The organism is Staphylococcus pseudoxylosus, assembly GCF_003697915.1.
GTDB classification, from domain to species: Bacteria; Bacillota; Bacilli; order Staphylococcales; family Staphylococcaceae; genus Staphylococcus; species Staphylococcus pseudoxylosus.
In genome coordinates this window covers 32,437-47,252 of the sequence record NZ_RCVN01000002.1, presented here as the reverse complement: position 1 = coordinate 47,252, position 14,816 = coordinate 32,437, and the positions used below count along the sequence as shown (strand labels likewise).

The following is a 14,816-nucleotide window of genomic DNA, read 5'->3' as shown; positions in this document are numbered from 1 at the left end:
ATATTATTGAGAATCATATAACTTCATGTATAATTAAATACAATATGAGAAAAGGGGATATTTTACGCATGAAAAAAATATTATTACCATTGCTAGCGTTGATACTTGTGCTAGCAGCATGTGGCAATGGTTCAAATGATAAGTCGTCAAAGGGAAACAGTGAAAAGACAACATATAAACAAGACTCAGGAAAAAAAGTTGAAATACCGAAAAACCCTAAACGTATTGTAGTCTTAGGGGCTACATATGCTGGAGGATTGAAACAACTTGATGCTAATATCGTTGGCGTAGCTAATATTGTAGATGATAGTAAAGTTTTAAAAGATAAATTTAAAGATGTAGAAAAAGTAGATGCTGAAAATGTTGAAAGTGTAGCAAAACTTAAGCCGGATTTGATAATTACTTATAATACAGATAAAAACATTAAAAAATTAAATAAAGTTGCACCTACAATAGCTTTTGACTACATGAAACATGACTATAAAGAACAACATAAAGAGTTAGGTAAAATTGTAGGTAAAGAAGATAAAGCAGACGCATGGGTTAAGCAATGGGAAGCAAAAACTAAAGACGATGGAAAAGAAATTAAAGACGCTATTGGTGCAGATACTACAGTATCAATCATTAAAGACTTTGATAAAAAAATCTACGCTTTAGGAAAAACATATGGTCACGGCAGTGAAATTTTATATGATTCCTTTGGACTGAAAATGCCTGAAAAAGTAGAAAAAGCAACACAAAAAAATGATTTAGCAGATATCTCTGAAGAACAAATTCCTGAAATGACAGGTGATTACGTGGTAACGCCAGTTGCTAAAGGCAGTGATTTATCATTCGAAAATAAAGATGTTTGGAAGAACACAGATGCAGTTAAAAAAGGCCAAACGTTTAAAGTAGATGAAGGTATTTACTGGTTAAATGATCCTTACTCACTAGACTATGAACGTAAGGATTTAAAAGAAAAATTATTACAACATTAGCCGATTTATATCAGTATGCTCAAATAAAACATCAATCTATTTTATTTAATGGATTGATGTTTTTTAGTGAGAACTTTTTAGATATTATTTTTGGTCAAATAGAGATTTAATAATTGAGTGATATTAAGACATTTTAGTTATTTTAGTAAGATTAAGCAAATTTATGTGTTAATTTAAAAGGCCAGGCAAATATTTCAATATACGTTATGATGATGTAAGATATTAATAACAATTAATAAATTGAGCCTTAGAGATTTATATATGAAAGATATGTATATTGCATTGGATAACTCTAATATCAATCATTTTATGAGTAAAAGATAAACTATGATAAGTAGCTATACACATATATCTTTGGGAGGATATGATGGAAAAACAACAAAAAATCGATAATTGGGTACAATTAACCAAATACGTTCACTATATAGAAACATTAATTGAGAAAAAAATGAAGCAATCATACAATTTAAGCTTGAAAGAATTTTATGTATTATATGAAATTTATAAAGCTAAAGGGAAAAAATACAAAATTAATGATTTGATAAAAATTGTTGATTTAAGCCAAAGTGCAATGTCTAGATTGATTGTACGCATAGAAAAGCCAGAGAAAGCATTAGTTGTAAGGCAAGAATGTGTTGAAGACCAACGTGCTATGTATATCTATTTGACAGAAGAAGGACTTAAAATCACAGAATCGGCATTAAATACCTATGAAAAACTAATTAAAAAGGTAGACTTTTCTAATATTCGTAAGTTATCCCAAATAGACGAGGATGAAGCATAAGCCTTTTTCTAACATAAAAAAACAGGGTTCGGAACACTAATGTATCCGAGCCCTGTTTTTTATTAGGAAGATTTTCCTTTTTTAGAATGTTTTACACCATAAATGAGATAAATAATTAGTCCTATGATAAACCAGGCAAGTGTATATAATTTTGCTTCTGCACTTAGGCCCCAAAATACGATGACTACACTCACGAATGTGATAATCGGCATTACAGGATAAAAAGGCATTTTGAATGCTGGGACTGGAATGTCTTTACCTTCTCTAGGACGCAAACCAAAAATACCTATAGAAACAAACATAAATGCTACGAGTGTACCAGCAGATATTAATTGCGCCAAGAACGCAAATGGGAACATTGATCCAATAATTACAGCAATGATAGTAAGTATTATTAAAGCGCGGTTAGGTAAGTTTTTATTATTTAATTTTCCTAACCAAGAAGGCAAGAGGCCATCTCGACCAAAAGAATATAATAAACGTGAACCTGCTAACATCATACCAATGAGTGCTGTGAACATACCAATTACAGAAATTGCTTGTACTACTGCGGCTACTACACCAAATCCGCTTTGTCTTAATGCCCAACCAACAGGTTCTGCGTTACCAGCATATGCTGAGTAGGTAAACATACCAACAAGTACAAGCGAAACTGCAACAAATAATACTACAGCAATGAGTAGTGATCCTAAGATCCCTCTAGGCATTGTCTTTTGTGGATTGATTGCTTCGGCTGAATTAGCAGCAATTGAATCAAAGCCAATATATGCTAAGAAAATCATAGACACACCAGCATAGATACCTTGCCATCCTCCAAATGATCCAGTTTCAGTAACTTTATGTTCAGGAATAAATGGCACATAATTACTGAAATCAATAACTGTTAAACCTACAACAATAAATAATAATACGGCTAACACTTTAATGACGACAAGAATGTTTTCGATACGTGCAGCTGCTGATACGCCATATGCTAATAAGCAAGTTGTAAGAATAATCACGATAGCTGCGACGATATCAATGACACCACCATCGTTACCTAATGTATTAGAAAGTGATTTTGGTAATTCGAGACCTAATGGCGAAACTAAACCACGTAAGTTCGCGGAAAAACCTGATGCAACAAAGGCGACAGCAATAAAATATTCAGCAAGTAAAGCCCAACCTGCCACCCAGCCAAACACCTCACCAAATACTACATTAATCCATGAATAGGCTGAACCAGCAAATGGCATTGCAGACGACATTTCAGCATATGCAAAAGACACAAGCCCAGCCACTACTGCTGCTAATAAGAAAGAAAGTGCAACTGCAGGGCCTGTGTGTTGTGCTGCAACAACGCCAGGTAGTGTGAAAATAGAAGTAGAAACTATGGTACCGACACCTAAAGCTAAAAAGTCTTTAACACGCAATGTTCTATTTAAATGAGCATCCTTCACTTGATAAACGGATGGTTCTGCTTTTTTAAAAATTTTGTTGAAAAAATCTTTCATAATAAATCTCTCCCAATGAATACTATATCGTAAAACTTTATAACTAAATTATGATAATTTATATCATAGCATAAATATCTCTAAATATTCAGAAAATTTTGTGAAAATTTATAGAATATATATGAAGATTAGCGTATTATAGTCTGTTTCGGTGTCATTAGTTGTTTTAAGTGATTATTTACTCTTTTTGTGATGCTAGATTTTGTAATTTATACTTTTTAGATTATGTAAAAAGGGCGAGGTGAGTGATAATTTAGCCATCACTCATATATGCACGCCCTTATAAGCTTATCTCATTTATATATTAAGATTACTATATTTTAGATTATAGTTTGTTTGAGTGTAATAGTTGTAAATCAAATATTAGATTTTATTGGTTTTATAGTGAAATACGGCTTAATTAGTATTTCACTATAAAGAAATGACTTGTGGTTGAACTTCGGCATCATGATTGGCAATCGCTTTGACACAGTCTTTATCTATTGCTTGTGCTTTCACCCAATTTAATGATTTGATTGCATCATCTTTATCTACTACGAGGCCAGGCAAAATACCGTTTTTCCATGATTTTTCAGCATAACCTACGTCTGAGGCCAACAATAAATATGACTCATCATCTTTATGCGCTTTAACACGTGTAGAACATAGACCAGCGCTATGTCCTGGTGTGTGAATAAATTCGAGTGTACCATCACCAAATAAATCAAAGGATTTACCTGTAGGTCCAATGCCATTATCTTTTAAAGGATAGGTTTGAATAGCAATATTATCCCATTGGTGTGGAAGATAACGCATTTTATCGTTGTTTGCAGCGTTCCATTCCACTTCACTGACTAAGATGTTTTTTGCGTCAGCTACATGTGCTAAGCCATCAGCATGATCACAGTGTAAATGACTTAACATCACATAATCTATATCCGAAGGTTGATAGCCTAATGCTTCAATTTGTTCATGTACAGCAGTGCCTTTAGGTAAAACTGCCTTGTTTATTGGATATTGAAAAGCTAAATTTTTAATGGGCTTTGTTCGATTGATTTCATGCCAACCCGTGTCAATTAGAACAAGACCCTTTGGATGTTCTATAAGATAAACAGATACAGGTAAACGCAGTTGTTTCTTTTTAGATCTAAATAATCCGGTCCATGCTAAAGGTGGATTATATTTATAGTTGAATGGTAATGCTTCGTCTACAATCACTGAACCAGTGTGTAAGACGTGTACATTGATTGTACTAGTCATTTTATTTTACTCCTTTTAGTTAAAACAATACGGCTAATGTAAAACGAATAATCAGAGATATGTGGAATTTGATCATTCCAATGCCATAAAATAGTGATGATTATTAATAGACCTTAAATTCATCATAATTTGGTTATAACTATCTTCAAATGCTTTAAAGTGTTGAAAATAAGCAAATAAGATGTTGAAAACTGTAACTCATTTAGAGATTATGTGTCAAATAAATAATGATTTATTAACGTTATTTCATTAAAAACTTGTTGTATAAGAGTGAAGAAAGAGGCGTGAGATAGGTTCTTTATAGCACTGTAAAAGCGGAGTATGGTATGGTGATAAAAATGGGAGGAGTAAAATGAATATACAATCATCTTGGCTTAATTTACCGGTAGAAGATTTAGCAGCAAGTGAAACATTTTTTAGTGAAATAGGCTTTACAATCAAAAGAAACGAAGCAGTTTTAGATAAAATGAGAGGAATTGAAACTTTAGATAATAAAGTCATAATGCTTATTGAACGTAATCAATTTGAAAAAGTCGCCCAAGTTTCAAATATTGGAAGTCATAGTGCATTAGTTTCTATTTCTGTATCTGAACCGGAAGAGGTGGATTGCTTATTAGAACAAGTTGAAACATCAGGTGGAGAAGTTCTACAAAGTAGTACTATGCATGAAGGGTATTATGGTGGCTTATTTAGAGATATTGATGGTCACCTTTTTAATATTATTGTAATGTAATTTAAGCAAGTATATGACTATTTAATTATATTTTCGAGAACAGAAAGGAGTATCAATGATGATAAAAGCAATCGCTGTAGATAAAGATGGGACCTTTTTAAAATCGGATCACACATATGATAAGGCATATTTTGAGGAAATATTTGATGAGTTGAAGCGTCAAGATATTAAATTTATTGTGGCAAGTGGTAATCAATATGCGCAATTACAGTCATTTTTTCCGGAAAAAGACCAACATATCACGTATGTTGCTGAAAATGGTGCCGTTACTTATTATGATAATGAATTGATGACATCTTATTACTTTGATCAACAGCTCATTTATGATGTCGTAGAGACACTTACAAGAGACTTTGGGTTAGCAGATATTGTGTTGAGTGGTATTAAATCAGCTTATGTAAAACAGACATGTAGCAATGAATTTATGAATTTTATTAGTAATTATTATTATGATATTGAAAAAGTAGCGTCCTTTGAGCATATAGAGGAAGATAATTTTGTAAAAGTTGCTATGCGCATCAAAGATAAAGATTTGGTTAAAGCAGTTATGGATGCATTAGAAACTAAATTTAGAGGAGAATTACGTGCAGTAACAAGTGGTAACAACAGTGTGGATCTTATTTTACCAAATGTTAATAAAGGTGTTGCGATTGAAGACATATTAAAACAATGGGGTATTGCACATGACGAGTTATTAGCATTTGGAGATGCCAATAATGATATAGAAATGTTAGGCTTAACTACACATAGCTATGCGATGGCTAATTGTAGCCCTGAGGTAGAAGCGGTTGCCCAGCATAAAGCACCTTCAAATGATGACTCTGGTGTTCTACAAGTGATTGAACAGTATTTGAAGCAACAGCAATAAAAAAATAAAACTCAATTCTTCTAGTCATTTATGATAGAGGAATTGAGTTTTTGTATGAAGGCTAATTTACAATAAGTACAGGTATATTTACGTTACTTGCAATTTTGTGTGTCACATTACCAAGTATATTTTTAATATCTGATTTTGTACGCGTATTACTCATTACAATAATATCATAGCTGTGTTCTTTAATTTCTGACAAAATTGAGTTTTTGATGTAGCCTGTACTAAATCTAATATTTACATTTAAACCTAGATCTTCTAATTTGTTAACAAAAGGTTCGAGTAATTCGCTTTTTTCATGTGCCAAATCTTCAAAGTGTTTATTATCATACCGTACTGAAGTTTCTAACTCGCTTTCTGGTATAACGTGGAATACTGTAATTTCAGCATCATCCACGCCAGCGGTTAGATTTTGCAACTCTTCAGGTACATTGTTAAACGAATTATCAAAATCATAAGCTAATAATATATTTTTATACATAATGGCACTACCTCCTTTTGTTGTACATATACCCTATTATTTTTAAAATAAAAGAGGCAGTGCAAAAATGCGTGTAGACAAGCACTTAGAAATATTAGGCGTCTAACCCAATAATTTCACTAACATGATTATAACCATTAGATTTGAGATAATGTGCGAGTTGCTTATTTAATTTTTGAGTTAATCCAGGTCCTTCAAAAACTAAAGAACTATATATTTGTACTAATGAAGCCCCACTACGTAACATTTTAATTACATCAGTATCACTGAAAATACCGCCTGTACCAATAATTAAGAAATTACCATTTGTTTGTTTATAAGCATATGAAATTAATTCTAGATTACGGTTGAATAATGGTCTTCCGCTCAATCCACCTGTTTCATGACGATTGTCTGAATTTAAATGTTCACGTTGTTGCGTTGTATTGGCTAGTATAATACCGTCAAAGGTTTGTGTTATCGGTTCTAACATTTGACCGAGTCCGTCTAATGTTAAATCAGATGTAAGTTTGATGAAAATAGGTACGTTGAGATTTTGTTTTTCTTGATAAGATTGTATAGCTTCGCACAATTGGGCGAATGCATCTTTATCATGGAAACTTTGTAAGTTTTTCGTATTTGGAGAGCTGATGTTAACCGTGAAAAAGGTAACGTCATTTTTAAATGTATCGATAACTTTAATATAATCTTCATAACGCGCATCATAAGATGTTGTCTTGTTAACGCCAACATTAAGGCCAATTGGAATTTGATAATTATATTTACGTAGATTACTTAAAGCTTTGTTCATGCCTAGATTATTAAAACCCATTCTGTTAATCAGTGCATTATCTTCCACTAAGCGATACATTCGTGGTTTGGGATTACCAGGTTGTGGTTTAGGTGTGATACCCCCTAATTCAAGTGCACCAAAACCAGCGTTTTCTAAGGCTTTAGGTACTTCACAAGATTTATCAAAACCTGCTGCTAATCCAATTGGATTATTGAATTGGATACCTTTGATATTTTGGTATAAGCTTTCATTTTCATAGTGAAATAATTGGTTAATAACAGGTAAAAGTTTTGGATATTTTTGGACGAATTTGAGTGCGTTAATTGTCATCCCGTGCGCTTTTTCAGGATCTATTTGGAATAAAATAGGTTTGATGAGTTTGTACATATCATGATCGCTCCATTTATCAAATTATTTGTAATAAAATTATGTATTGTGATGAGTGCCTAGTCAATTTTAAAAAGTAAAATTGAAAAAGATGTCTTTAATAGACTAGCATTTTACGTAATATATGCCTAGAGCAAATAAAAGAATTATTAAAACTTTCACATACAATTTATTTGAATCTGTGAGTGATTACATAAGTTAAAAAGGGCAATAATAATGATGTATTTATTTTTAAATATAATAATTGGAGGTATAACTCATGAAACAGTCATGGCAAACACAACTGCCTTTAAATAATATAAAGTCTATTTCACCTGTTAGCGGTGGAGATGTAAATGAAGCATTTAAAATTGAGACAGTTGAGAGAACCTATTTTTTATTAGTTCAACGAAACCGAAACGCATCTTTTTTTGCGGCAGAAATTTCAGGTTTAGAACTTTTTGAAGAGGCGGAAGTTACTGCACCAAGAGTAATAGGAAGTGGTGAAATTGAGGGTGACGCTTATTTATTATTAACTTATTTAGATGAAGGTCGTACAGGAAGTCAAGAAGCATTAGCGGAATTAGTAGCCCAAATGCATAGTAAACAACAAGTAAATGGCAAGTTTGGTTTTGATTTACCTTATGAAGGTGGAGATATAACATTTGATAATAGTTGGACAGATAATTGGATAACATTATTTGTGAATCGACGCTTAGATCATCTGAAAGATACCTTAGTAGAGCAAGGAGCTTGGAGCGACGACGATGTTTCGCAATATGAATCTGTACGTTCAGTAATAGTAGATACATTAAAACAACATCCAAGTAAACCCTCTTTATTGCACGGTGATTTATGGGGTGGAAATTATATGTTCCTGAAAGATGGTTCACCAGCGTTATTTGACCCAGCGCCATTATATGGTGACAGAGAATTCGATTTAGGTATTACTACTGTCTTTGGTGGTTTTACAGAGGCATTTTACAATGAATATGACAAACATTATCCAATAAATGAAGATGTAGAAAAGCGTCTCGAATTCTATAGATTATATTTATTGATGGTCCATTTAGTTAAATTTGGTGGTATGTATGCGGAAAGCGTTAAACGCTCTATGAAACAAATCTTGTCATAATAAAATATAAAAAAGGAGAGATACAGCAATCTATCTTAAACTAGATTGCTGTATCGCTCTTTTTTGCGTTTTAATTAAGGTCTAATGTTCCCATTTCTTCACGTAATTTATAAACTTTATCAGGTGTTACGTCTTCACCTAATGGGTCTACTACTTTCATTGTTGAAAATGTATTAATAACTTGTCCACGAATCATTTGTAAATATTCTTGTCTTAATGTGTGTTGTTCTTGTTTTTCTTCAACACTCAATACTTCTACTTTTTCTTTATTTGCAAGTTCATTAATTCTGTCTAATAATGTCATTTTTATGTTCCTCCTGTAATAAGTGTGGCGGGAAATGTGGTATTACATAATCGCCAATTTCTGTTAATAATGATTTATATGATCTGTTCTTTGATTTTAAATGTAACATAATATGATTTGTGCCGATTTTCTCATAGGCTTTTAGAATTTTTATTAAAGTATTTCTACCTAACCGATAACCACCTTTTATAGGTTTCACTAATTCGTTCGCTTGGTTTGATAAATCTACAACAAGCGGATGCATAAATGGCTTGAAAGTATCATTGTTATGCCAATCTTGAAGTAGCGCTTTCTGTTGTTGAAATGGTTGTGGGTAAAACATTAAGCCGTCCATATTGGACTTTAACCAAGACATTTGTTGTTTTGAATAGCCTGTGGCGAACATTGGGATATGATTGTGCTTTGGCAACATTTGTAGCCCTGAGTCTTCGTATAATTCAAATATTGAGTTTGATATATCTGGTGAATGTTCTTGCCATAACTCATTTATAGCTGAAATAGTATCTTGAAATGTTTCGGTTAACTGTTCTTCTTTTATCTTAAATGTAGGAAATTCAAATTTACGGTCTCCTGTCGCCATACCTAACAAAAAGCGCTCATTTGAAATGAAGTCAAGAGAAGTAGCTGCCTTAGCTATATGAATTGGATGACGTAATGTAGCAACAATACTAGAGGTTCCGAGAGCGATTTTAGATGTTTTGGCACTGAGATAAGATAAAAATACAAACGGATCGTAGTTTGTCGTTACATTTCCTAGATGTGGACTATAAAGCGGACTGTCACGCACAAATAGGCTTGTAAATCCGAGTTCTTCAGCATGTTGAGCTAACTCAATTTGATTTTCAAATGATAATTTATGGTCTTCTGAATTGTCGAAAGGAAATGCTAACCCTAAGGTCAGGTGATCCTTTTGAAAAGTACGTTGGAATCCATAATGGTGTTGGATTGTTGTCACGTCTATCCCTCCTAACTTTTAATTTACAACACAAATCGTCTAACTAACACATGTTGTATAGATGTATTGTATAACGTGCTTCTAATTAAAGCAAACAACATGTTTATGCATATATCGTGTAAACAACAAATAATCTTAAATGTTGGTTAGATAAGTAAAACCTTTATTTAATGAATATAAATTATTCCATGTATAATGAAATGTTTTTTCATAAAGAAATTTAAAATATAATATAATTTGATTATTTTTAGAAAATTCTTTAAATTGAAGAAGAGATTTATATTTTATTGGAGGGTTAATTTATGTTGAAAAGAATATTAATTAATAGTATCTCATGTGCTTTTATCGCTATATTGTCATTAGCCATGTTTAATAGTGATAGTAAGGTTGATGCTCAGAGTACTAATACTACAGCACAGGATACTGAAGCGACGCAAAATACAGCAGATCGTCCTGCTGAAAACAAAGCAATGCCAAGAGTAATATTACCCAACGAAGATAGAACACAAATTGAAAATACAAACAGTGGACATTATCAATCTATTGGTTATATCAATATTGGAAACAATATCGCGACAGGTGTTGTAATAGATAAGAATACGGTGTTAACGAATAAGCATGTTGCAGACCTTTCGGATGGCAACATGACCTTTGCACCAGCTGCCAAAGATGCTGATACATTTCCAAATGGTACTTTTACTGAAAAAGAAATAAAAGCATACCCTGGTGAGGAAGATTTAGTGGTTGTTCATTTTAATGAAAATAAAAACGGTCAATCAGTAGGTGATGTTGTTCAACCAGCAACGTTACAAGATGCTTCAAATGTTAATGAAGGTGAACCTATAACGGTTACTGGGTATCCTGGAGATAAGTCATTAGCGACAATGTGGGAAAGTAAAGGAGAAATTTTAGCTAATAATAGTAATATACTTACATATGATGCGAGTACTTATGGTGGTAATTCTGGTTCACCACTCTTTAATGAAAATAATGAAGTTATTGGATTGCATCAAGGTGGTATTGAGGGTGAAAGTAATAGCGCAGTGGCGATAACAGGTAAAGTATTAGATTTTATAAATGAAAATAGAGAATAAAGAATTAAAAAATATACATTTGATATGTTTGAAAATGTAAAGTGATATTTAAATTACAGTATAAAATATAAAGCGGAGCTATAAAATCAATAATACGATTTGATTTTATAGCTCCGCTCTTTAAATATATTTAATTAGTATTTTGATTCATTAAGAAAGGAAGTGCTTGTTTGATATAGGTTTGTGCTGGTAATTGACTTGTATGGAACCAATGCTTAGCTGTTCCATACAGCCCCCAAGACAAGAATCTTGCAGTTGTAGCAAGCGTTTCACGATTTTCGTTAACGTGCTGTTGTACTAGCAATGTTAGAAAGATATCCTCTAATTCTTCTTTCACCCTTTTTTCTACAACTTGACCATAAGCTTCACTATTTAATTTGCATTCGTTATGCGTCTCTTGAATATAGCTTGTGATAGTTATAAAACTTTTACAAAGCGTTTCCTCATTAAGTTCCGTTGATACATTTAATGAATCATTTAAGTTTTTAAGTAAAGTTTCCGACAATGTATAATCCATGATGTCATATTTATCATAAAAATGAGCATAGAACGTTGCACGATTAACAGTTGCACGGTCTGTAATGTCTTTCACTGTTATGGATTGAAGTTTCTTTTCTTTTGCTATAGCTCGGAAGGCATCCATCAATAATTTTTTAGTTCTGGTAATTCTTGGGTCAACATGAGTTGTCGGCATTGACCTTGAACCTCCTTTAATTTAAATCACTAGCAATGCTATTTGATATAAATTATCTTGCTTTCAAATAAGAATGTCAATGTGACTGTTTGGCTCAAGTTGTAGACATAGTTTTCATTGTATTTTAAAAGTCCTTTTTGAAGTGTAACAAAATAGTATACACGGATATGATTTGAAAAATTAGTTGAATTTTTGAATCTCACTATTGTTTTCTCTAATTTTGGCATTCATAAAGCTATAAACAAAAATACCTAATGTGATAATAATGATACCAATCATACTAATAGAATCTGGTAAAGGTAACCCCAAAAATAACATTTCACCAATGAGTGTAAAGATTATTTCAGTGGCTTGGGTTGCTTCAACAGCAGCTAATTTAGCTTGGTTGTTTTTTACTAAATTCGTCGCATAGAAGAAGAGTGTAGTCGCAATAATACCAGAAAATACAGCGACTAAAAATGTTTGTAATACTTGATTAGAAGCGGGGAAGCCACTGTTGAAAACACCGATTACAAAGATAATAATCCAGATGGGTAACGTCACTAAAGTCATACCATAAATACGTTCAATTGTTGTTAATTCATTGTCTACAAGTTCCATCATTTTACGATTACCCAACGGATAACTGAAAGCTCCAATGATAAGTGGAACAACAGAGAGAATAAAGGTTTTCATTTCTATGGACGTAATTTGAGGTATTTGAACTAACACAACACCAAATACCATAACGCTAGAAGTACTAACAGAGCGCCAAGAAATACGTTCCCTAACTTTAACTAATTGTTTATCAAACTGAACATATTCATAAAATAAAGGCGCAAGTAATAAACCACAAATAATTGTTAATTGCCATGTTGCTGATATTAACCAACCTGGACTATAATTGGAGACGAATGTAATTGGAATATAGAAAAAGACGAAACCAAGCGTACTCCAAAGTAACCATTGTAGAAAGTACTTTTTAATATGTTCAAGTATGTATCCGTGTCTTTTTTTAATATAAACAAAAATAAAAAGAAATGGGAACATAAATATAAAACGTAATGAAGCACTGAATAACCAATTACCACCACTACTTGCCATAGAATGATTGAGTATAAATGTGATTGAAAAAAATAACGCTCCGAGAATACCTATAAAAATCGCGCGCATCAAATCCCCCCTTAGATATATAAGTTAATATTTTTAATTTAACAGTTTTTTTAATATAAGCAAGAGTAGAATATTTGTGAATATAATATAAGTGTTGTGCATAAAACTTTTTAAAAAAATAATTTAAGTTGAAATATGAATGTAGTTGATTTATGATTGTAGTATTATGTAAGCGCATACATAAAGCGGTTTGGCTTTTTTATTATTGAGTTAATGGTAAATATAATAGGAGAAATTATTTGCTAAAAGCACGTTAATACACTGTTAATGAAAATTTGGTGCAACGTTCTTGTCTAAGTAAAAAAGTAGTAAAATAGAAATGTGCGCATATTTCAAGATTAAGGGGTTAGGAACTATGGCAGACAGATTAAAGAGAGAGTTAAGTAATAGACATATACAATTAATTGCTATTGGTGGTGCAATCGGTACAGGTTTATTCTTAGGAGCTGGGCAATCTATTAGTTTAGCAGGGCCATCCATTTTACTAACATATATTATTGTAGGATTTGCATTATTTATGTTTATGAGGGCTATGGGAGAAATGTTACTTTCAGATACAAAATTTAATTCGTTTGCGGATATAACAAATGAATATGTTGGACCGCTCGCTGGTTTTATTACTGGTTGGACTTACTGGTTAACATGGATTATTTCCGGTATGGCAGAAGTTACAGCTGTAGCAAAATATGTATCATTTTGGTATCCAGAAATTCCAAATTGGTTATCGGCATTAGCCTGTATCTTATTGTTAATGTCATTCAATTTACTGAGTACGAGATTGTTTGGAGAATTAGAATTTTGGTTTGCCATTATTAAAGTTGTTACTATCATCGCATTGATTATTATAGGTATTGTCATGATTGTAATGGCTTATCAAACACCATTTGGACATGCAAGTGTTTCTAATATATACAATAATGGAGGGGTTTTTCCCAATGGTATGTCTGGATTTTTAATGTCATTCCAGATGGCGATTTTTTCTTTCCTTGGTATTGAAATGATTGGGATTACAGCAGGAGAAACTAAAAATCCTCATAAAACGATTCCACAAGCTATTAATAATGTACCATTTAGGATTCTAATATTTTATATAGGTGCTCTAGCAGTTATTATTTCTATTATACCTTGGAATCAATTAGATCCAGATAGCAGTCCATTTGTTAAAGTATTTGCGCTAGTTGGTATCCCATTTGCTGCAGGAATTATTAATTTTGTTGTATTAACTGCAGCTGCATCTGCTTGTAATAGTGGTATATTTGCAAATAGTAGAACATTATTCGGATTAGCAAATAGAAAACAAGCGCCACCTAAGTTCCAAGTAACGAATCGTAGAGGTGTACCTATTACAGCAATATTAGTAACATGTACATTACTACTCTTTGCAGTATTACTAAACTATTTTATACCTAATGCGACAACTGTATTCGTTTATATCAGTACGGTTTCTACAGTATTAAACATATTTATATGGACATTGATTATGGTTGCGTATTATAGATACACACGTGCTCGACCGGATTTACATAAGGAAAGTAAATTTAAAATGCCTGGTGGTAAAGTAATGGCGTTATGTATTATCATATTTTTTACTTTTATTTTTTGTGTATTATTTGTAAATCCAGAAACACGAATAGGTGTTATCTTTGCGCCATTGTGGTTAATTGTACTTGCAATTATGTATAGACAGTACAAAAAACATGCAGTCTAATAACTTTTAACTTTGAAATATACACGTCATGTATTTTTATGATAGGAGTGAAGAA

The 14,816-nt window shown here is 32.3% G+C and carries 15 protein-coding genes; 7 read left to right on the top strand and 8 right to left on the bottom strand.

The annotated features are described in order from the left end of the window. The first annotated feature begins 68 nt into the window (after window positions 1–68). Together D9V42_RS02235 and D9V42_RS02230 are read left to right on the top strand one after the other, a co-directional pair. Window positions 69–980 (top strand): ABC transporter substrate-binding protein, encoded by a 912-nt coding sequence (locus D9V42_RS02235; protein WP_107529634.1) that lies wholly within the window; start codon window positions 69–71, stop codon window positions 978–980. Between the two features lie 367 nt (window positions 981–1,347). Next, complete coding sequence (locus D9V42_RS02230; RefSeq protein WP_107529635.1) at window positions 1,348–1,764, top strand: MarR family winged helix-turn-helix transcriptional regulator; 417 nt, start codon at window positions 1,348–1,350, stop codon at window positions 1,762–1,764. A gap of 62 nt (window positions 1,765–1,826) precedes the next feature. Here D9V42_RS02230 and D9V42_RS02225 read toward each other — a convergent pair whose 3' ends face one another. Beyond that, window positions 1,827–3,257 carry an APC family permease gene (locus D9V42_RS02225; RefSeq protein ID WP_107557996.1) on the bottom strand — a complete coding sequence of 477 codons (1,431 nt, stop codon included), beginning with the start codon at window positions 3,255–3,257 and terminating at the stop codon, window positions 1,827–1,829. Between the two features lie 411 nt (window positions 3,258–3,668). Beyond that, complete coding sequence (locus D9V42_RS02220; RefSeq protein WP_122062851.1) at window positions 3,669–4,496, bottom strand: N-acyl homoserine lactonase family protein; 828 nt, start codon at window positions 4,494–4,496, stop codon at window positions 3,669–3,671. 352 nt (window positions 4,497–4,848) lie between these two features. Between D9V42_RS02220 and D9V42_RS02215 the strand changes: the two genes are divergently transcribed. Further along, window positions 4,849–5,229, top strand: coding sequence for a VOC family protein (locus D9V42_RS02215; protein ID WP_122062849.1), 381 nt, complete (start codon window positions 4,849–4,851; stop codon window positions 5,227–5,229). 58 nt (window positions 5,230–5,287) lie between these two features. Beyond that, on the top strand, window positions 5,288–6,097 hold the full coding sequence (locus tag D9V42_RS02210; RefSeq protein WP_122062847.1) for a Cof-type HAD-IIB family hydrolase: 810 nt from the start codon (window positions 5,288–5,290) through the stop codon (window positions 6,095–6,097). A 61-nt stretch (window positions 6,098–6,158) separates the two neighbouring features. On the opposite strand, the gene D9V42_RS02205 is transcribed toward D9V42_RS02210, so the two are convergent. Continuing rightward, a complete protein-coding gene (locus D9V42_RS02205) occupies window positions 6,159–6,581 on the bottom strand; it encodes a universal stress protein (protein ID WP_107557994.1) in 423 nt (140 codons plus the stop codon). A gap of 94 nt (window positions 6,582–6,675) precedes the next feature. Further along, window positions 6,676–7,740, bottom strand: a complete 1,065-nt coding sequence (locus tag D9V42_RS02200) for a quinone-dependent dihydroorotate dehydrogenase (RefSeq protein ID WP_122062846.1) — start codon at window positions 7,738–7,740, stop codon at window positions 6,676–6,678. A gap of 259 nt (window positions 7,741–7,999) precedes the next feature. On the opposite strand from D9V42_RS02200, the gene D9V42_RS02195 reads away from it, so the two are divergent. Further along, window positions 8,000–8,854, top strand: a complete 855-nt coding sequence (locus D9V42_RS02195) for a fructosamine kinase family protein (protein ID WP_107529642.1) — start codon at window positions 8,000–8,002, stop codon at window positions 8,852–8,854. A gap of 70 nt (window positions 8,855–8,924) precedes the next feature. Here D9V42_RS02195 and D9V42_RS02190 read toward each other — a convergent pair whose 3' ends face one another. Together D9V42_RS02190 and D9V42_RS02185 are read right to left on the bottom strand one after the other, a co-directional pair. Continuing rightward, the gene (locus tag D9V42_RS02190) at window positions 8,925–9,158 is read right to left on the bottom strand and encodes a DUF896 domain-containing protein (RefSeq protein ID WP_029378159.1); all 234 of its coding nucleotides are present in this window, start codon (window positions 9,156–9,158) and stop codon (window positions 8,925–8,927) included. Next, window positions 9,136–10,113, bottom strand: a complete 978-nt coding sequence (locus D9V42_RS02185) for an LLM class oxidoreductase (protein WP_122062844.1) — start codon at window positions 10,111–10,113, stop codon at window positions 9,136–9,138. The genes D9V42_RS02190 and D9V42_RS02185 overlap by 23 nt, the downstream gene beginning before the upstream one ends. A 302-nt stretch (window positions 10,114–10,415) precedes the next feature. Here D9V42_RS02185 and D9V42_RS02180 point away from each other — a divergent pair, with 302 nt between their 5' ends. Beyond that, a complete protein-coding gene (locus tag D9V42_RS02180) occupies window positions 10,416–11,207 on the top strand; it encodes a trypsin-like serine peptidase (protein WP_107529644.1) in 792 nt (263 codons plus the stop codon). A gap of 130 nt (window positions 11,208–11,337) precedes the next feature. On the opposite strand, the gene D9V42_RS02175 is transcribed toward D9V42_RS02180, so the two are convergent. Continuing rightward, a complete protein-coding gene (locus D9V42_RS02175) occupies window positions 11,338–11,901 on the bottom strand; it encodes a TetR/AcrR family transcriptional regulator (RefSeq protein WP_107529645.1) in 564 nt (187 codons plus the stop codon). A gap of 180 nt (window positions 11,902–12,081) precedes the next feature. After that, a complete protein-coding gene (locus D9V42_RS02170) occupies window positions 12,082–13,053 on the bottom strand; it encodes a DMT family transporter (RefSeq protein ID WP_122062842.1) in 972 nt (323 codons plus the stop codon). Between the two features lie 355 nt (window positions 13,054–13,408). Here D9V42_RS02170 and D9V42_RS02165 point away from each other — a divergent pair, with 355 nt between their 5' ends. Then, the gene (locus tag D9V42_RS02165; protein ID WP_107529647.1) at window positions 13,409–14,761 is read left to right on the top strand and encodes an amino acid permease; all 1,353 of its coding nucleotides are present in this window, start codon (window positions 13,409–13,411) and stop codon (window positions 14,759–14,761) included. The last annotated feature ends 55 nt before the right edge of the window (window positions 14,762–14,816 follow it).